We start from the raw sequence: 15,608 nt of genomic DNA on the forward strand, positions 1-15,608 counted from the left end.
TGTTCGCAGGCATGACACGCCGGGAAAACCGCCGAGATCACTCCAGCTCGGCCGTACCGACCAAACCCTTTGTCAGCGGGCTCTAAGTGGCTGCGGCCGCCGCCGCGGCACAGGTTGTCGATGAACCCCGGGTCCTTCCGCGTCAGCGTGAAGAACAGAAGCACACCAGTTGAGAACCGTCGCGGCAAAGATCGTCAACCGCCCCGAGCGCCGACGTAGCCACAAGTCGGCATTGCAGGCGGCCGCACGGACTGCGTTCCAAGATCGGGGAGACCGCCGGAAGCCGAGATTCAAGATCCGGGATATGTGCGGGATGAAGTGCGGGACTGTCGGTGCCGCGGTCGACAGAAGCGCAGGTCGTAGAGCACTCTGCGTCCGAACCGGCGGCCCGCTGTAAAGCCGTCGACGGCTGTGTCCAGCCGTCACCGGCTTACGGCGACTCTTCATTCCCAATTTGGTCCCACGACCCTCCGCCAAGAGCGTCGATGATCCGACGCATGGATACCTCGGCCTCTCCCACCAGGCACTTGGAATAGGTGCTGAGAAGGACCTTGGGGCTGTTGCCCGCCCACTCGGCCACCTGCTTGGCCGACACCCCAGAGTTGAGCCAGGTGGACAGGCAGGCGTGTCGAAGGTCGTAAGGCCGCTTGGCCAGAGGTGAGGCGTACTCCTCTTCGGCCAGAGCGGTCTTGCGGGCGTTATCCCATGTCCGGCGGATCGTGCTCGTAGCGAGTGCTCTGCCTTCGACGCCGTGGAAGATGCGGCCATCGGGTCCTGTGCCGTGGGCCGCGAGGTGCTCCTGGAGGATCGCGGCCAGTTCGGGGACGCAGGGAACCATGCGAGTCTCTCCCTCTGCCCGGTGCTTGAGCCGTCGTGCGTCGCGGTGCTCACCTGAGTCGGTCCACTCTTTGCCGGCCTCGGGTGCGGTGCGCCTCACGTGGATCCAGCCCCAGGCTTTCGGGGCCGACGGCATCAGGAGATCGCTCTTGCGTACCTCCACGGCCTCTTCGGGGCGCAGCCCGGCGAAGTAGAGGGTTGCGAAGAAGGGCATGAGAAGAGGGCCGCTCGGTCTCTGCGCCTGGACGGACCTCAACAAGGCGCGCGCCTGGTTAGGGTTGACGACGGATCGGCGATCCACTTCGGAGGATGACTTGGGGGAGTTCAGCTTCAAGCCCGTGATGGGGTTTGAGTCCAGCAGGCGCATCTCCAACGCGTAGGACATGGCGCTCGACAGGATCACGCGGTGGTTGCGTGTCGTATTGGCCGCGGCGCGCTTGCCGTCGAGGCGCGAGGTGGCGGCGTCCAGCAGGGCGCGGGCTGTCGCGGGTGTGGCCAGCGTCGAAACAGGTTCGCTGTTCCGTGCGACCCACTTGAGCACGTCGGTGATCCGCTCGGGGCAGTTCTCGCGCTCCTTGGAGTTGTATCCCCAGCGGCGCAGGGCTGTTCGTACCTCCTTGGCGTCGTAGGGGCAAACCGTGCCGTTCAGCATCGCGAATGTGGCCAACGTCAGGGCGTAGGCGATGCTGGCCCGGTGCTTGGCTGAGGCGTCCTTCCACTTCATGTCCACGAACTTGCAGGCGAAGGCGTACCACGTCATGGAGGGCCGCTCGGTACGACTCCACGAGACGGGTTCACCCGTGGAGAGCGCGAACGCCTCACCATTGCGCGCGGCGGTGAGAAGCGCGCTGCGGAACGTGTCGGCCTGGGCCGCGTTCGAGAAGGGTTTCTTCCACAGCTTGCCGGCGGTCTGCCACAGGACCCGGTGCGAGGTGACCTTGCCGTCTTTGTTCTTGCGCTTCTCCGTCTTGTAGACGCGCACGCTGTAGGTGGTGTCCTTTACTGGGTGGTGTCCTCCAGACTGTTCAGCCAGCGGTCGTAGTCGGTACGGCGGATGCGTAGGTTGCCGTTGGGGAGTTTGAGGCAGCGTGGGGCGCGGCCTTTGGCGCGCCAGTCGTAGAAGGTGGATCGAGAGATGCCGAGTTCGGTGCAGAACTCGGCGACGGTGAGGTGCTTGCCGGCGGCGGTGGCCATGGGCGGGCGTGTCCTTCCGGGTTCCGTGAGCGGGCGTGGGTAGCTCCGGTGCGGGAGCGCAAAAGGGGGCGTTTCGAGGGGTGTGGAGAGGGGTTGTGAGGGGGGTAGCCGTCCCAGCCGTCCCAGGCTCATTTCCGCAGATGAAGCCTGGGACGGCTTTTTGGCTGGGACGGCTTAAGCCGTCCCAGGGATCGGAGCCGTCCCAGCCTGACCTGCACTGATGACGCTGGGACGGCTGGGACGGCTACCCCTGGGGAAGGGCAGCACATCGCCCTGGGGAAGGGGTTCGACGGCCGGGCAGTAGCGCGCCCAGGCGTCGAGAAAGTCGGCCCGCTGATAGCCCTTGGACTGACTGCCGTCGGGGAAGCAGGAAGAACGCTCGGGTGTGACCCGCACAGGGGCACACCCACCACCCCCTTCGATTCGCCGCGGCGAGCCTTTACGCGTGCCTCGTCGCGGGCTTCCTTGGCCTCGTCCTCGGTGGCGAAGCCTCCCACCCACCTCGGACGGCTCTCTCCGGTCTCAGGGTCTTTGACGCGGACGACGTAGGACCATGTGCTACCGCGCTTCACCACGCCATCGCGGAGCTTTGGCGTCCTTTTCTTGCGTGGTGGCTCGTCCGGGGTGCCGATTAGCGCCTTGGTCATACTGCGTCCTCCTTCTTCGTTAGGTGGGTGATGAAGTCGTTGAGGGCGGAGACAGGGATGCGGCGGGAGCCGTCGATCCGCAGTGAGGCAACCGCTCCGGTGGCGAGCAACTGGTAGAGCTTGCTGCGTGAGATCGCCAGGGCTTGGGCTGCCTCGGGAACGGTGAGGAGTAGCCGAGTCATAGGCGGCTCTCCGCGAGCGGCGCGTTTGATATGGCGGCGGCGATGATTTGATCTCCGAGGCTGTAGCCCTTGCCTGCGTAGGTCCATTCGCTGATGACGAGGACGGTGTCCTCCTCGAAGAGCGGCAGGCGTCCGTGAGTGACCTCTTCGGTGTGAACGAAGCGCTCACGCGCCGCTCTGAGTTCGCCGAGCGTGGTGGAGTAGCGGCGGGATCGGGTGGAGAAGTGACCGCGGAAGCCGAGCATGTGGGCCCAGTTGGCAAGGCGGAGTTCGGCCAGGTCCTCGATGGCGGCGAGGCGAAGGCATTCGGCGATCAGCCGCTTTGGGTGGTCACGAAGGTTGAAGGCGTCGAGGTTGTCCAGAGGGCTGATGCGGCGATCAAGGGTGCCGACGCATTCAGCCGCTTTCGTGGCGTACTTGGCGATGTAGCCGGCGACGGCTTGTTCAGTGAGGTCGCCGTTCAGGGTGATGGGGCGAATGTCGAGCTGTTGGCCCCATTTGAGAAGGCGAGCGGGTCGGCCGTCGATGGCCGGTACGAGGGCGCTGACTACCTGAGCAGCGTGCCGTACGGCTTGCGTCAGGACATCAGCGGTGGCCCAGGGCGGTGGCGGCGCGGCAGGACCGCCGGGACCGTCGAGGCGGATGACGGCGTGGAAGTGGACGACGCCGCGGCGCTGGTATTCGGCGACCTTGGCGAAGGAGACGGTGAGGTGTTCGCGGAGGTCCTTGAGGGTCAGGCCGCCGAGCTTGGCCAGGCGGCGGCGCAGGGAGTCGGCGAAGCGCTTCCACAGCAGTGGCGCCAGGGCGTTGAACAGGACGGAGCCGGTGTAAAGCAGTCCGGGCACAGTGGTTCGCCGAGGTGGGGGTCGTCGGAGCGGTGCTTGGCTGTGCAGGATATGACGCGCCCGTGTGGGCAGGTTTCGGCGTTGCGGCGGGCGTGGCAGGGCAGGACCTTGCCGTTCTTCTCGCAGCGAGAGTGGACCGTTCCAAAACCTGGTGCGGTGAGGGTGACGAACAGCGTCGGATGAGCGGTGACGCTCTCGGGCACGCCCTTGCCGCCGATCAGGCCCGCGCGGATGAGGTGGTAGGTGTCGGCGCGGTAGATCTCGGCGCAGGCCGGGCAGCGGGAGGCGCGGCGGGTCTTGCAGGGCAGGCGGAGGATTCCGTCAGGTTCGTTTGCGGGTGGTGTAGCGGTGCAGGAGTTGGCCGGTGGCGCGGTCGTAGTGTTCGACCTTGCCGCGCAGGTGGATGGGCTGGCGGCAGCCGCCTGTGGCGCGGATCTGGGCAGCCCACTGATCGTAGTCCGGGGCGTTCAGTCGGGCGATCACGCCGGCAAGGGCGTGCGGGTTGGTGGTGCATGCAGGCAAGATGGAAGCCTCCTTTCACTCGTTCGGGTGAGGGGATGGCCCTCGACCTGGCAGTCGTCTTGGCGGATGTGCGGCCAGGCCGGGGGCGCTGCGCGTTATGCGCCGTGGTTGAGCGGGTTGTTCCTCGCCGATGACACCGGCATGGTCCGCATGTTCGGCGAGAAGGCCGAGGCCGGAGTACGGGTGCGCATCCTGCTCGGCGACCCGGACTGCGCCGAGGTGGCCCAGCGCGGCAAGGACGAGGGGATCGACGACGGCATGGCCGCCAAGATCCGTAACGTGCTCGTCCTCTACCGGTCCCTACGCGAGCGGGAGAACGTCGAATTCCGGCTGCATGCCACGGTGCTGTACAACTCGATCTACCGCGCCGACGACCAATTCCTCGTCAACACCCACGTTTACGGCGTCCCCGCCGGCAACGCGCCGGTGCTGCATCTGCGTAAGGTCATCGGCGGGGACATGGTCGCCACCTACGCCGAGAGCTTCGAGCGCGTCTGGGACGGCGCGCGGCCGGTAGGGTCGTGAGCCATGGCCAAGCGGATCGACTACTACGACGACCCCGACGCCCCAGCGCCCAACAGCCTGGTCCCGTCCGTGAACGTCGTCGTCACCAACGCCGCGGACGACATATTGATGATCCGCCGCACCGACAATGGCAACTGGGCCGTTCCCGGCGGGGCGATCGACCTCGGCGAATCGATCCCGGCCGCAGCCGTACGGGAAACCGAGGAAGAGACCGGCATCCTCTGCGAGATCACCGGCCTGGTAGGCACCTACAGCGACCCCAAGCACGTCATCCTCTACACATCGAACGGCGAGGCTCGCCAAGAGTTCTCCCTTGTCCTGACCGCTCGCCCCGTCAGCGGCGAGCCCAGGCCGAGCAGCGAGTCTCGCGAAGTCCGCTGGGTCCCCCGTGACCAGGTCGCCGACTTGCAGATGGACAGGTCGATGCGGATGCGGATCGAGCACTTCCTAGCCGGGACCGGCCTGCCGTACATCGGCTGATCTCCACGGTGCGGAACGGTGGTGCCGACCGCGGCTATCAAGCAGAAGTGGGGGCTTGTAGCCAGTGGGTGACAACATCACCGAGGCGCTGATGTGGGACGGCGTGCAATGCATGATCAGCGTCTTCGTGGTCCACACCGGTGATACGGCGCCCGCACTGGATTTCTATGCAGGCCAGGTCGTGCCCCGGCAGGTAAGGGTCTACCAACTCGAGGACGAGGATGACCGTCTGCCAGGGAGGCGGTTGACCGAGTACGACCTGATCTTCGATGAGGTTCCTGGTGAACTGGCCGGGTATCTGGACGTCTGCCTGCGACGGGCCTGCGAGGCAGGCCCGGTGGCTTGGTTGGGCTTCGAAGGCTCCTTCCACTTCGACCACTTGCTGACCCCGGAGATAGCGGCGCAGATTTACGGGGTCTGCACCGCGGGCGCACCCGTGGAGCTGGCACTGGAGGAAGAGGAACGAACCCGCCCACGATGGCGGGAGGTGCTCCGGCGCCACGCGGACGCGCTCGCCTCCTGACTCTTCACTGGGCGGGCCCCCTGGTGGGCGTCGCCCTGCCGCGCCGACCGTCGTCACGAAACCCGGTCGCGGACCAACGACCACCGTGGGACGCCAGGCCGCATCACTTGCGAGATCATCGGCCTCGTCGGGACCTACAGCGAGCCCCGCCACGTCATTCTCCACACCAGCAACGGCGGGGCCCGCCAAGGGTTCTCCATCGTTCTCACCGTCCGAGCCATCAGCGGCGAGCCGACCCCAGCGACGAATCCCGCGAAGTCCGGTGGGCGCCACGGGACCAGGTTCTGTCGTTGCCTATGGATCGGTCGATGCGCATGCGGATAAAGCACTACTTGAGCGGTTCGACTGTGCCCTGCATCGGTTGATGTCATCGTTGGCTCATGGGGAAGGATCTTGTCCGGGGCGCTGGTGTGGGGCTGGTGGTAGGCCTCGGACTCGGGTATCCGGTGTCGCGGCTGTACAAGGAGGACATAGAGGCGTACACCGTCCTGCCCGGGGTGCTTGTGGGAGTATTGCTGGCCATCCCCGCCGGTGTGCTGCTCTCCGTGGCGCTGAGGATCGTGCATCCGATCCGTAGCGCGTTGCTCGCGCCCCTGTTGTTGCTTGTGTTGAACAACGCGGTGGATCTGGCTGTGCCGAGTCCCCGTCCTCATCTGGCCTGGTTCGGATTTACCGTGCTGGCCGTGGTGAGTTATGCGAGCGCCGCCGGAGTGTTGAGTACGGCGTCGCCGTTGCCCCGGCTCATCGCGGCTGTGATCGTGTGCACATGCGTGATCATGACGGCGACGATCGAGCAGAGACGGATGGAGGCCAGGAACCAGCAGCATCGTGAGGACTTGATCGCCTCCTACAACGAATCTCTTCCGCTGGCAGTGCCTGACGAGGTCCCTGGACGCACACTGGTCGGTGTGTGGACCATCGCCGACGACGTCTTGGCGCTCGACTACGCCAAGGACCGGCAGAGCGAGCCCGATGTCATGGTCCGTATCAGCGGCAGTGGTGATCCACGCAAGGAGTGCGCGGCGTGGGAACGAGATTCTGGATCCTGCCAGCGGTTGTCGGCGGATCGATGGCTATCCGAGACGGAGGCGAATGGCAGAAGGGTGCTGTTCGCCAAGGTGGGGCGCCTACTCGTCGAGGTGGACTCGACCGCTCTGAGTCCTGACGACGCCCTTGCCGTGGGCACCAGGCTACGTGCGGTCAGCGCGGAGTACCTCGTCGACTTCGAGGCACCGCAGAGATGATCGTCGGTCAGCCCTTGAGAGCGGACTGGATCGAATGCACGGCGGCCATGATGCACGGGGTCGAAGCGGTGATCGAGCGGCTGACCACATGTTCGGGGCCGTAGCGGGAATGGATCTCGGCTAGCCGCTCAGTGACGTCAAGGTGCGTGCCGTCCGGGCCGGTGGTCATGTCGCAGTAGGTCAGCGCCTCGACCAACTCCGGGCGTTCCTCGTCGAATTCGGACGTGAGCGCGTCGAACAGCGCAACGACCTGGTGGACCGCGCCAACACCATCCGCCCCCGCACCGTCCGCTGACCCGCGGTGGCGAGAGGGCGGATGATTCGCTACATCGGGGTGCCAGTCCCGCTCAGCCAGCTGCCGTAGAGGGTGCTGGTGACTCGGCAGCGACCGGCGTAACAGACGTAGCTCACCTTGATGGTCCGGTGCCTATAAACCGTCGGATTGAACTTGCGGATGACGCGTCCGTACGAGCAAACGTCGTACACCTTGGCCGTACGCACACCGTTCTGGTTGTAGATCTTCGTCATGCTGCTCGACGTCGTCTCAGTCTTCTTCAGCCGCTTGACGCTGTGCGTATTGGGGTCGTAGCTCCGCGTCCCGAGGTAGGTCCTCCACGAACCACCACATTCACTCCTGGTCTCCGACCAGTAGAGGTAGGGCCTGATCTCGTCGGCGCTGGCGGTCGACATCCCGCTGCCTCCGACCACTATCCCCAAAGCGAGTATCGCCGACGCCATGAACCACGCGAGCCGTTGTCCTTTGCGCATGAACCTTTCCATCTCTGGTGTCGTCGCATCCTGTGGAGCCCAGCACGGTCAACTGAGTGACCGTCCGCCACAGTGCCGTAGAGCGGTATATGCACAGAACATCTTCGGTACACGTGACGTATCCCAGCCGCAGACCGGCTCGCTTCTCCTAGGTCCGAAAGGGCAGCCCCTCAACGCCTCGTCTCGAATCTGCTCAGCGTTGACCAGCACGTCAATCCGCCCGAACCGCTCGATCACCCGTTAACCTCCACCAGCCAGGCGTGCCGGCTGCTGGGCAATTCCCGCGCCACCCTGTATCGGGAACGCTCGCGGCCGGTTGGTCCACGGCGCAAGCCCGGCCCGGACGGAGCGCCGGCCAACGAGCTGTCTGCGGCCGAGCGGGAGCACGTGCTGGCGATCCTGACCGAGGCGCGCTTCGCGGACAAGGCGGTGGCGCAGATCTGGGCCGAACTCCTCGACGAGGGTATCTATCTGGCCTCGCAGTCGACGATGTACCGGACCTTGCGGGAGGAGAATCTGGTCCGCGAACGCCGCCGACAGGCCGCGCATCCGGCCAAGATTAAACCCGAGCTGGTGGCCGTCCAGCCCAATGACGTGTGGAGCTGGGACATCACGCGCCTGCCCGGCCCGGCTCGCGGCACTGTCATTGATGCGGACGTCGAGGATGGTGTCGGCCATGGTGCGGGCCGGCATGCTTCAACTCATCGTCGTGCTCACACAGACCGGGGCCCGCGAGCACAGCACGTTCAGGAGCCGGTGGTGGGGCGAGTCACCACCCGCGTGCAAGGCATGGCAAGATCGCGGCCATGTCCCTCAGCGTTCCCCGCCTCCGGATCGGCTCGACCGAGATCATCGCCCTCGCTGATGGAGAGGGCCCATTCTTCTCCCCGCGCGCCGAGGCCTTCCCCGAGGCCACGGCCGCTCAGTGGGCCGAGGCCGACCGCTACGACCCGGGCGCGGTCGACGCCGAGGGCCGCTGGCGGCTCCAGTTCCGCGCGTACGCGATCCGCAGCGACAAGGGCCTCACCATCGTGGACGCCGGGATCGGTCCGGCGGACGGCCCGGCCGTCTCGTGGGCGCCCGTGCCCGGTGCGCTCCCCGAGTCGCTAGCCGCCGCGGGCATCGACCCGGCCGAGGTCGACACCGTGGTGCTCACGCATCTGCACACCGACCACGTCGGATGGGCGGTCGTGACCGAGGCGGCCGTCCCATCAGCGGGCGGCGCGGTGGACGGCAACGCTTCGACCAGCAGCGCCGTGGGCGGCGCCCCTGCGCCCGGCAGCGCGACCAGCGACCGCCGCCCCTACTTCCCGAACGCCGAATACCTGCTCCAGCGGGCCGAGTTCGACGCCCTCGACGCGCTCAACCCGCAGCTTCGCGAGACCCTCACCGACCCGCTCGCGGCGGCCGGTCGGCTCCGGCTCCTCGACGGGGACACGCCGCTACGCGCCGGGCGCACGGTCGCCACACCCGGTCACACGCCCGGGCACCAGAGCGTGCTGGTCGCCGACGGGCGCGAGCTGGTGCTCGTCACCGGCGACCTCCTGGTGCACGCGCTCCAACTGCTCCACCCCGAACTCGCCTACTCGCACGAGATCGACCCTGAGGCGGCCAGGCACTCAAGGGAGCGCATGCTCGGCCGCGAAACCGCCACCACGCTGCACCTGGCGACACCGCACCTGACGGAGCCGTTCATCTCGGCGTGATCGCGGCCGTCGGAGCCGTTCGGCATGGGTCAGGCCGCGAGGGCATGCAGACGCTCCAATTTCTCGGTGGTCTCGTCGTCGACGGGACTGAAGACCGTGAGGCGGCAGCCGCCTCCGGACTGGAGTCACATCCAGTCTGCGTGCAGGAGCAGCACGCCGACCTCCCAATTGCGGAAGATCTTGACGTTCTTGCCCTTGTCGGCGACGTTGCGCCGATCACAGATCTCGCCGAACGCCTGGAGGAGGCCGGGCAGGACGCGAAGCTCAGCCTCGAAGTTCAGCCCAACGGCAGGTTGAAGCTGAACGTCGACCGGCTCGGCGCGCTCGGCGAGAGCGAGTCCCTGAAGTGGCTGCGCAAGACAACCTCGTAGATGCTCCCGAAGATCGACCTGCCGGACCAGCTGTCCGAGGTCGACTCCTGGACCGGATTCCTGGACGCCTTCGTGCAGCTGCCGATGCACTGCACCGCGCAGGCGTGCTCACCGCCGAGGAGTTCACTGCTTAGAAGCAGGAACTCCTCGCGTGAGCTCCCCTCGTAGCGTGGAGGCCGAACCGGGAGAGGTTTGGTCGTGGCAGCAGTCATGCGGCGGCGCTTTGATCCGGAGTTCCGGGCTGGGGCGCTGCGCATCGTCAAGGAGACGGGGAAGCCCGTGGCTCAGGTCGCGGGATCTGGGGAGCAGCCCGTACACGCTGATGTCGTCTTTGGATGATCACTTCGTCTCAGTCGTCATCATCGTCACTTGTGTAATCGTCGTAGAGCTTGCGGCGGAGGAGATCGGTTCGGACAGTCAGGGCGCCAAGAAGTTCCTCATCGCTCAGCCCATCCGTGGTCCTGAAGGCCCAAGAGGAGCGACCTTCGTCATCAAGGCACTTCACGAGAACTATTGCGCCTAAAGCGGTCCATCCCTCGGGAAGCGGGTAGACGTTGAGGCCGTTCAGAGCCTGACCCAGGGGCACTTCTTCCTCTTCCACTGTCACGGAGCCTCCTGATAACTGGTGGTTGCACGGATCGAAGTGTGCTGCTCACGTGCATCGCAGCAAACGTCGAAACCACTATGCCGGGGACACTCGACTTCACCAGGTCGCCCGCAGTAGTAGATGTCCGAGCAGCCGCAGTCAAAGAACGCGGGCAAGGGATCAGGCAGGCCGGCCATGTTTCTGATCATGTGTCGTAGGCTCCACGCTGTGCAACTGCTTTGATAGCGACGGCCGACCAGTATGGCGAACGATCCTGAACGGCCCTGCAGATCGTTTGGGGGCCTTGTAAACAGAAGGCCAGAGGAGTTTCGACCATTGGCTCGGGCGCTCGTCGAGGCAGGTTGGGGTTCGACACGTGAAAGTTTCAGAGATCTCGGAAGCTTCTGGCGATCTCTGGCAAGCTCACGGTTTCGTGAGAGCGTCGTGAGAACTTCGGGGCTCGTCGGAGGCGGGCAGCGCTGTCATGATTTCTGAGATGTCGTCGCGAATCTCGAAGGAGAGTCAATGGGCAAAGCTCGATCGTTGGCCGTCACTGCGGCGCTGGCTGCCGGCCTGACACTATCGGTGGGGACGGCCCCTGCTCAGGCCGACAGCATCAGGTACGTCTACTACTTCTACTCCGACTGCATCAATGGCGGGAACCTCGGCATTCAGTGGGGATGGTGGACCTCCTACAACTGTGTCTATACGGAAACCTACGGGCCGAAATGGGCGTTGTGGGCCTGACCGTTCGCTGACGGCATTTCTTTCGTACGCCATCCGCGATTAAGGCCGATCCCGGACGCTCTCACGTGGGTCGGGTTGATTCCGTCGCGCGTTGAGTGGCGTCCGGTACGGTGTCCTCCGTCTTGATGCCGTACTCCTTCAGCCGGGCCGTCAGGATGGCGGGTCTTGGCCTCGTCTTCCAGGCACGCCCATTGGCTGTAGGCGTCGGGGCGCAGCTTCAGGAGGTCAAGGGCCAGTACTTGTGCGGTTCGGTTCGGGCTTCAGTGGCACGATGCGGGGTCGTTCGTGCCATCACGGTGCCATCTGACGCAGCGACATGAGGGTGATGTCGGCGGCGCCCCGGACGCCTCGGCGGTGGGCTGGACGTAACCTGACCGCGGAGTCGATCGCCTCCGGCCGCCCCGCGAGGACACGATTGTGAATCGTTCCCTGTGTGGGGAGCCGCGCCGCTTGCCGCGCCGGTCAGCATGTGCACATGCTTCGCCGTCTGCGCAGGGGTCCTTTCCCGGTACCGGTCCGCATCGCCGACCGTCATGCCCAGACCACGGGGTCGGGCAGGGTTCCGTGGCGGCCGTGGGAGAAGACCCTGCTGGTGGCCTGCCTGCTCTCCGTGCTCGCTCTGGCGGGCGCGGTGATGGCGCTCGCCGACACCGGGGTGCGCCCCCCGGACAAGGCCACCACCAGCGTGGGCCTCCCCGCCAAGACCACCGATTGCCGCGCGGATGTCCTGGCGGGCGCGAGAATGACGGCCAAGCTGACGGTTGTGGCCGACAACGTGAACACCCCGTCGATACGCAGCCACTTCACCGTATCGATACCGGCAAGATGGCCGTGGACCGACGAGGTACGCGGCCATCTCGAATCGGCCGGGTACCGGCAGGCCATGCGCTGCCTGTTCGGGCCTGCCGCCGACGAGCCGAGCCGCTGGTGGGAGGAGCGGCGGCGCCTTCCCATGGCGGAGATCGGCGACTCGACCGTGACGGTCTCGGACGAGGTGGAGACGTATGTCAGCAACGCCGGCGAAGCCACCGCCGTCGGCCCATGGCGTACGGACCTCACCGTCACCACGTGGAGGCTCGCCCTCACCGTCCCCCAGGCGCTGAGCCGGGCGACCTGGGAGCGGATCGACGTACACCTGCCCGCCGGTTGGACCTCCCGCCTCGGGCTCACCCCGGACACGACCCGGGCCGGAGTCCTGACCTGGACGGACAAGCCTGCGTCAGGAGAACAGCAGCCCGTCCTCGCCCTGGCGCCCGACATGCAGGCCCGCGCGGTGGTGGCCATGTCGGAGATTCCGGGCAGCACATGGGCCTTCGCCATGGAGCACCTGTCCTATGGGGGCGTGCTGGTCTGGGCGCTGGTGGTGGTCCGGCGGGCGCGCGCGGAGGAGCCCTGGCGGGCCGAGCACCCACGTCGGTCGGCCGGATCCGACAGCAGGCGGTACCTGGCGGTCACCTCTGCCCGGGCGCATCGGATCCTCCTGTTGCAGGTCGTGGTGTCACTCGCCGTCGCCGCCGACATGGTCCTCTACGACGTCTGGGACAGCGCCGGCATCATGGATCTGGAACGCCCTGCCACGCTGTACCAACTGGTCGACGTGCTCTTCTGGGCGGCCGTGATCGTCTCGGTGGCCAGGCTGACCGCGTTCCGCTTCTCCCTGCTGTCGGCTGCGCTGATGATCTTCGTCCCCCTGACCGTCATCATGGCTGGAGACCTGCCTGTATCCGGAGTCCTGCTGAACGTCTATGTCCTCACCCTGACACTCGTCATGACCGTGCTCCAGCTGCTCCATGTCATGCGCGATCGCCCTTTCGACGATCAGGCCGTGAGAGCCCCCCGCTGGGTATGGCTCGGTGGTCTGGCGATCACGACCGTGGCGGTCGCGGTCCTGGTCAACCATCACGCACAGCGTCTCCCGTACGCGACCTGGCTCGACGACGTGGTGAACCCCTTCGAGGAGATGATCGACCACGTCGGCTGGTATCCCTGGGAGCTGGCGATGATACTCGCCGAGCTGCTCGCCGCCGTCACCATAGTCGCCGTGATCGCGCAACTTCACGCCAGAACTGCGGTACGCGGCCCGCTCGCGACCGGGCGCGATCTCGCGCTCGTCGTCTGGGTCTTCGCGGCGGCCATGTTCGACTGGACCGACAGCCTGCTCGGGACTTCGTTACCCCTGTCCGTGGTCGCGGTCGGGTGCGTCTTGTGGCTCGCGCTGACTTGCAGCCGGCCGTGGGCGCCGCTCAACAGGCCTGCCATCCGCGCCGCTTTGGCACGGCTGCCCGGCACGGCCCTGCAGAAGCACGCCGAGCTGTTCGACGAGGCCCGCAGGCGTTACCACACCTCCCGCGCGGAGCAGGACGCGCAGGACGACCCCGCGGCCACCGGCATTGATTACGTACGCCTGGCCTTCGCGTACGGGCCCCACCAGGACCCCTGGCGGACGGCCCGCTTCGCCGCCGCCGTCACGGGCGTGCTGGGCAGCGTTCCCGCGGTCTGGTTCCTGTGGACCGAGCTCAGCACCCCGTACTGGAGCTTCGCCGGTGGGCAGCCCTTCGGCGGGCTGCGCGTGCCCGCGATGATCCTCCAAGAGGCCCTGTTCTGGTCCGTTCCCGGTCTGCTGCTCGGCCTGTTATGGCGGAATCTGCCCGGACGGGTCGGCGCGATCAAGGTTCTGCCGATTGCCGTGAGCTACCTCGTCGCCGCGCTCGGGCACCTGCTGGTCTCGCGACTGCTCGGCCAGGACCCCGCCGTCTGGGCGGTGCAACGCTCGCTGCTCCTTTGGGGTGTGCTGTCCATGGCGGCCATCGCGATCGACCTCAAGACCGTGCGCCTGCTCGAACGCCGACCCACGACCACCAGGAACGATCTGGCCGCCCTCTACGGGTTCGTGGGCTGGCCGGCCCGTCTGATGGGCGTGCTGCCGCAGGTGGCCGCGGTCGCGCTGATGGTCTATGTCGTCCTCCAGCCGGACGTCGGCCTGGTGCAGAGCGATCCTCTGCAGGTGCTCAAACGCTGAGTCGGCCTATCTCGATCCAGGATCGGCCCCGGGCGATGTCAGCTGAGGCTCAGACCGCGGCCTGCGGTGCCCAGAAGGCGCGGGCGCCCATGAAGGTGATGCCCGCCGCCGATCAGTCCGGCGAGCACAGTGGCGATGTTGCTGAGTATGAGTTGTCCCCTCGATAGCAGCGCCGTCTCTAGCGGCGCTAGTTATGGTAGTGACCATATTTCTATCGTAGACATGATGTCTAGCATTGCTATGCTGCTGCCATGTCCGCCATCACCAAACGCCGCGAACGTGAACGCGCCCAACGCCATCAGCTGATCATCACGGCCGCCCGCGAACTGGCCGAGGCCGAAGGATGGGAGGCAGTGACAACGCGAAGGCTGGCTGAGCGCGTCGAGTACAGCCAGCCCGTGCTCTACAGCCACTTCAACGGGAAGGACGCCATCCTGCGCGCCGTTGCCATCGAAGGCTTCGCTGAACTCGCGGCCCGCCTGCGCCGTGCCCGGCTGGCCACCCCCGAGCCGCCTCAGGCACTGCACGCCGTCTGCCGCGCTTACCTGGAGTTCGCGACCGAGCAGCCCGCCCTCTACCAGGCCATGTTCGTCCTGCCGACCGATGTGAAGTTCGCGCACGCCGAGACGCCGCCCCCACTGCGCGCCGCTTTCGACGAGTTCGTGAGCTGCTTCCGCTCGGACAACCTGCGACGCGAACTGTTCGCCGAAGTCACCTGGAGCGCGTTGCACGGCATAGCCGCCCTGTCGGACAGTGGCCGCATCCCCCCGAACGGCCAAACGGAGCGGCTCGACTTCCTCGTCACCCAGATCGCCGGCACACCAAATGGACCGGCCACGCTGTGAGGGGCGATTGAAGGGCCAAGGATCTGAGCCGAGCCACTGGCATGGTCGTTGTGATCAAATCCTCCGCCTAGCTGAGTGCCACCGCGGAGGCCTACGACGCCGTCGCCGTTCGCTACGTCGATTTCGCCCGAGATGAGCTCGCCCAGCTGCCGTTGGATCGCGCGGTGCTTGCCGCGTTCGCCGAATTCGTGCGGGCAGGGGGCGCTGGTCGCGTGGCCGAGCTTGGGTGCGGCACCGGCCGGGTCGCAGCGCACCTGCGGGACCTGGAATTGGATGTTCTCGGTGTCGACCTGTCGCCGGTGATGATTGATCTTGATCGCCAGGCTCACCCAGACCTGCGCTTCGAGAAGGTGGCGTCGGCTTACCGGTGGCCGATCGACGAGCCGTTAGGTGTCCTTCCTGATCTGGCGGCGCACGAATAACGCCACACCCACCCAAATCAGCACGTGGATCACGCCGTCCCTGAAGTACCGACACCAGGGGATGGGGTGCTCTCCCGTCGCCACAGAGATGGCGCCTCCGAGAAGAAGAAAGAGGCACACCGCAGAGATCGTGCCACTGATCGCC

Annotated in this window: 20 protein-coding genes and 1 pseudogene; 11 read left to right on the forward strand and 10 right to left on the reverse strand. The window is 66.2% G+C overall.

All coding sequences use genetic code 11. The features are described from left to right. Window positions 1-430 precede the first annotated feature (430 nt). From ACTMTI_RS49625 to ACTMTI_RS49650, 6 genes and pseudogenes are all read right to left on the reverse strand, one after another. The gene (locus ACTMTI_RS49625) at window positions 431-1,819 is read right to left on the reverse strand and encodes a tyrosine-type recombinase/integrase (protein ID WP_441127884.1); all 1,389 of its coding nucleotides are present in this window, start codon (window positions 1,817-1,819) and stop codon (window positions 431-433) included. Window positions 1,820-1,836: 17 nt separating this feature from the next. Beyond that, window positions 1,837-2,031, reverse strand: coding sequence for a helix-turn-helix transcriptional regulator (locus ACTMTI_RS49630; RefSeq protein WP_441127885.1), 195 nt, complete (start codon window positions 2,029-2,031; stop codon window positions 1,837-1,839). Window positions 2,032-2,159: 128 nt separating this feature from the next. After that, window positions 2,160-2,678, reverse strand: coding sequence for an Arm DNA-binding domain-containing protein (locus tag ACTMTI_RS49635; protein ID WP_441127886.1), 519 nt, complete (start codon window positions 2,676-2,678; stop codon window positions 2,160-2,162). Continuing rightward, window positions 2,675-2,860 (reverse strand): helix-turn-helix domain-containing protein, encoded by a 186-nt coding sequence (locus tag ACTMTI_RS49640; RefSeq protein WP_441127887.1) that lies wholly within the window; start codon window positions 2,858-2,860, stop codon window positions 2,675-2,677. Before ACTMTI_RS49640 ends, ACTMTI_RS49635 begins: the two co-directional genes overlap by 4 nt. Further along, window positions 2,857-4,022, reverse strand: a pseudogene (locus tag ACTMTI_RS49645) (replication initiator). The gene ACTMTI_RS49640 and the pseudogene ACTMTI_RS49645 overlap by 4 nt, the downstream one beginning before the upstream one ends. A gap of 4 nt (window positions 4,023-4,026) precedes the next feature. After that, entirely contained in the window at window positions 4,027-4,227 is a 201-nt protein-coding gene (locus tag ACTMTI_RS49650) for a replication initiator (RefSeq protein WP_441127888.1), read from the reverse strand. A 108-nt stretch (window positions 4,228-4,335) separates the two neighbouring features. Between ACTMTI_RS49650 and ACTMTI_RS49655 the strand changes: the two genes are divergently transcribed. From ACTMTI_RS49655 to ACTMTI_RS49670, 4 genes are all read left to right on the forward strand, one after another. Next, complete coding sequence (locus ACTMTI_RS49655; protein ID WP_441127889.1) at window positions 4,336-4,752, forward strand: DUF5919 domain-containing protein; 417 nt, start codon at window positions 4,336-4,338, stop codon at window positions 4,750-4,752. A gap of 3 nt (window positions 4,753-4,755) precedes the next feature. Then, complete coding sequence (locus tag ACTMTI_RS49660) at window positions 4,756-5,232, forward strand: NUDIX hydrolase (RefSeq protein ID WP_441127890.1); 477 nt, start codon at window positions 4,756-4,758, stop codon at window positions 5,230-5,232. A gap of 64 nt (window positions 5,233-5,296) precedes the next feature. Next, the gene (locus ACTMTI_RS49665) at window positions 5,297-5,755 is read left to right on the forward strand and encodes a hypothetical protein (protein WP_441127891.1); all 459 of its coding nucleotides are present in this window, start codon (window positions 5,297-5,299) and stop codon (window positions 5,753-5,755) included. Window positions 5,756-6,135: 380 nt separating this feature from the next. Next, a complete protein-coding gene (locus ACTMTI_RS49670; protein WP_441127892.1) occupies window positions 6,136-6,999 on the forward strand; it encodes a hypothetical protein in 864 nt (287 codons plus the stop codon). 7 nt (window positions 7,000-7,006) lie between these two features. On the opposite strand, the gene ACTMTI_RS49675 is transcribed toward ACTMTI_RS49670, so the two are convergent. The 3 genes from ACTMTI_RS49675 to ACTMTI_RS49685 form a co-directional block, all read right to left on the reverse strand. Beyond that, window positions 7,007-7,195, reverse strand: a complete 189-nt coding sequence (locus ACTMTI_RS49675; RefSeq protein WP_441127893.1) for a hypothetical protein — start codon at window positions 7,193-7,195, stop codon at window positions 7,007-7,009. A gap of 128 nt (window positions 7,196-7,323) precedes the next feature. Next, entirely contained in the window at window positions 7,324-7,689 is a 366-nt protein-coding gene (locus ACTMTI_RS49680; RefSeq protein ID WP_441127894.1) for a hypothetical protein, read from the reverse strand. A gap of 318 nt (window positions 7,690-8,007) precedes the next feature. Continuing rightward, complete coding sequence (locus ACTMTI_RS49685; protein ID WP_441127895.1) at window positions 8,008-8,460, reverse strand: hypothetical protein; 453 nt, start codon at window positions 8,458-8,460, stop codon at window positions 8,008-8,010. Between the two features lie 113 nt (window positions 8,461-8,573). Between ACTMTI_RS49685 and ACTMTI_RS49690 the strand changes: the two genes are divergently transcribed. From ACTMTI_RS49690 to ACTMTI_RS49700, 3 genes are read left to right on the forward strand one after another with little or no spacing between them, the layout of a single operon-like run. Continuing rightward, entirely contained in the window at window positions 8,574-9,473 is a 900-nt protein-coding gene (locus tag ACTMTI_RS49690; protein ID WP_441127896.1) for an MBL fold metallo-hydrolase, read from the forward strand. Then, window positions 9,470-9,844 carry a hypothetical protein gene (locus ACTMTI_RS49695; RefSeq protein ID WP_441127897.1) on the forward strand — a complete coding sequence of 125 codons (375 nt, stop codon included), beginning with the start codon at window positions 9,470-9,472 and terminating at the stop codon, window positions 9,842-9,844. The genes ACTMTI_RS49690 and ACTMTI_RS49695 overlap by 4 nt, the downstream gene beginning before the upstream one ends. Next, a complete protein-coding gene (locus tag ACTMTI_RS49700; protein WP_441127898.1) occupies window positions 9,845-10,012 on the forward strand; it encodes a hypothetical protein in 168 nt (55 codons plus the stop codon). Window positions 10,013-10,193: 181 nt separating this feature from the next. Here the strand turns inward: ACTMTI_RS49700 and ACTMTI_RS49705 are convergent, their stop codons facing one another. Beyond that, on the reverse strand, window positions 10,194-10,451 hold the full coding sequence (locus ACTMTI_RS49705; RefSeq protein WP_441127899.1) for a hypothetical protein: 258 nt from the start codon (window positions 10,449-10,451) through the stop codon (window positions 10,194-10,196). 504 nt (window positions 10,452-10,955) lie between these two features. On the opposite strand from ACTMTI_RS49705, the gene ACTMTI_RS49710 reads away from it, so the two are divergent. From ACTMTI_RS49710 to ACTMTI_RS49725, 4 genes are all read left to right on the forward strand, one after another. Beyond that, window positions 10,956-11,177 (forward strand): hypothetical protein, encoded by a 222-nt coding sequence (locus tag ACTMTI_RS49710; protein ID WP_441127900.1) that lies wholly within the window; start codon window positions 10,956-10,958, stop codon window positions 11,175-11,177. A 475-nt stretch (window positions 11,178-11,652) separates the two neighbouring features. After that, entirely contained in the window at window positions 11,653-14,196 is a 2,544-nt protein-coding gene (locus ACTMTI_RS49715; RefSeq protein ID WP_441127901.1) for a DUF6185 family protein, read from the forward strand. A 251-nt stretch (window positions 14,197-14,447) separates the two neighbouring features. Next, window positions 14,448-15,041, forward strand: a complete 594-nt coding sequence (locus ACTMTI_RS49720) for a TetR/AcrR family transcriptional regulator (protein ID WP_441127902.1) — start codon at window positions 14,448-14,450, stop codon at window positions 15,039-15,041. 164 nt (window positions 15,042-15,205) lie between these two features. Continuing rightward, window positions 15,206-15,463, forward strand: coding sequence for a class I SAM-dependent methyltransferase (locus ACTMTI_RS49725; RefSeq protein WP_441127903.1), 258 nt, complete (start codon window positions 15,206-15,208; stop codon window positions 15,461-15,463). Window positions 15,464-15,608 lie beyond the last annotated feature (145 nt).

The sequence above is a fragment of the Nonomuraea sp. H19 genome, assembly GCF_052068215.1.
Classification (GTDB): Bacteria; Actinomycetota; Actinomycetes; order Streptosporangiales; family Streptosporangiaceae; genus Nonomuraea.

Excerpts from the sequence above, each read along its gene's own strand:
- ACTMTI_RS49630 (WP_441127885.1), bottom strand. The coding sequence starts at position 2,031 with ATGGCCACCGCCGCCGGCAAGCACCTCACCGTCGCCGAGTTCTGCACC.
- ACTMTI_RS49700 (WP_441127898.1), top strand. The coding sequence starts at position 9,845 with ATGCTCCCGAAGATCGACCTGCCGGACCAGCTGTCCGAGGTCGACTCC.
- ACTMTI_RS49690 (WP_441127896.1), top strand. The coding sequence starts at position 8,574 with ATGTCCCTCAGCGTTCCCCGCCTCCGGATCGGCTCGACCGAGATCATC.
- ACTMTI_RS49715 (WP_441127901.1), top strand. The coding sequence starts at position 11,653 with ATGCTTCGCCGTCTGCGCAGGGGTCCTTTCCCGGTACCGGTCCGCATC.
- ACTMTI_RS49720 (WP_441127902.1), top strand. The coding sequence starts at position 14,448 with ATGTCCGCCATCACCAAACGCCGCGAACGTGAACGCGCCCAACGCCAT.
- ACTMTI_RS49710 (WP_441127900.1), top strand. The coding sequence starts at position 10,956 with ATGGGCAAAGCTCGATCGTTGGCCGTCACTGCGGCGCTGGCTGCCGGC.
- ACTMTI_RS49685 (WP_441127895.1), bottom strand. The coding sequence starts at position 8,460 with ATGCCGGCCCGCACCATGGCCGACACCATCCTCGACGTCCGCATCAAT.
- ACTMTI_RS49635 (WP_441127886.1), bottom strand. The coding sequence starts at position 2,678 with ATGACCAAGGCGCTAATCGGCACCCCGGACGAGCCACCACGCAAGAAA.
- ACTMTI_RS49660 (WP_441127890.1), top strand. The coding sequence starts at position 4,756 with ATGGCCAAGCGGATCGACTACTACGACGACCCCGACGCCCCAGCGCCC.
- ACTMTI_RS49680 (WP_441127894.1), bottom strand. The coding sequence starts at position 7,689 with ATGTCGACCGCCAGCGCCGACGAGATCAGGCCCTACCTCTACTGGTCG.
- ACTMTI_RS49670 (WP_441127892.1), top strand. The coding sequence starts at position 6,136 with ATGGGGAAGGATCTTGTCCGGGGCGCTGGTGTGGGGCTGGTGGTAGGC.
- ACTMTI_RS49640 (WP_441127887.1), bottom strand. The coding sequence starts at position 2,860 with ATGACTCGGCTACTCCTCACCGTTCCCGAGGCAGCCCAAGCCCTGGCG.